This window comes from Gordonia sp. 852002-51296_SCH5728562-b (genome assembly GCF_001665475.1).
Lineage (GTDB): Bacteria > Actinomycetota > Actinomycetes > Mycobacteriales > Mycobacteriaceae > Gordonia > Gordonia sputi.
Window position 1 is genome coordinate 1 of the sequence record NZ_LZMI01000031.1, and the last position, 916, is coordinate 916.

The following is a 916-nucleotide window of genomic DNA, read 5'->3' on the forward strand; positions in this document are numbered from 1 at the left end:
TGACGAGGCTCAAGAAAGTTCCCCAGGTGTGCTCACTGAAATTCCCCACCCGTGGGCGGTTTCTACTGTAGCGACCTTCTGGTGGGTGCGGTGGCGGTGCGCTGGCTGTGGGTGCGGGCGTGATGGTCACGAAGCCGGTAGGAGTCGCCGTCGAGTTTGAGCACGACGGAGCGATGCAGCAGCCGGTCGAGCATGGCTGCGGCGACGGTGGTGTCACCGAGCACTTCGCCCCATTCGGCGACGGACCTGTTGGTGGTGATGACGATGGATGTTTTCAAATATCGTTGCGCCACAACCTGAAACAAGGCTGAAGCGGCTTCGGCCGGCAATGGGAGGTAGCCGAGCTCGTCGATGACGAGCAAGGTGGGTCCGGCGAAGAATCGCATGCAGGTGGCCCAACGGCCTTCGATCGCGGCTTTGTGGCAGCGTGCGGCCAGGTCGGCGGCGGTGGTCACATAGGTGCGATAGCCGGCGTGGACCGCGGCGTTCGCAAGCCCGACCGCCAGATGCGTCTTGCCCGTACCCGGCGGGCCGATGAGCAGCACGTTCGTCGACGATTCGAGGTAGGCACACGTCCCGAGTTCGCGGATCAGCGCCCGGTCCACGCCGGGCGCGGCGTCGTAGTCGAAGCCGTCCAACGTGGCCGGGGTGGGCAGGCACGCGAACCGCAACCGCCCGGCAAGCCGTCGGGCTTCGGTGGCATCGACCTCGATGCCCAGCAGGTGCTCGAGAGTCTGGGTCATCGACCACTCGTGCTCGCTGGCGGCCGCCAAGACTTGGGGCAGGGCTTCGGCTGCGGCGTCGAGTTTGAGGACGGCGAGATGTCCGCGTAGTTGCTGGTAGACCGAGATCGCTGATTGTGACTGTGGCCCAACACTATTCGAAGAGTCCAGCCCAGCATTGTCGGTGTCGGTGT

General features: G+C 64.8%; 1 protein-coding gene. It reads right to left on the reverse strand.

Annotated features, from left to right (window positions below; all coding sequences use genetic code 11):
* Nucleotides 1–62 precede the first annotated feature (62 nt).
* On the reverse strand, nt 63–893 hold the full coding sequence (gene istB, locus A5766_RS06165; protein ID WP_039854434.1) for an IS21-like element helper ATPase IstB: 831 nt from the start codon (nt 891–893) through the stop codon (nt 63–65).
* Between the last annotated feature and the right edge of the window lie 23 nt (nt 894–916).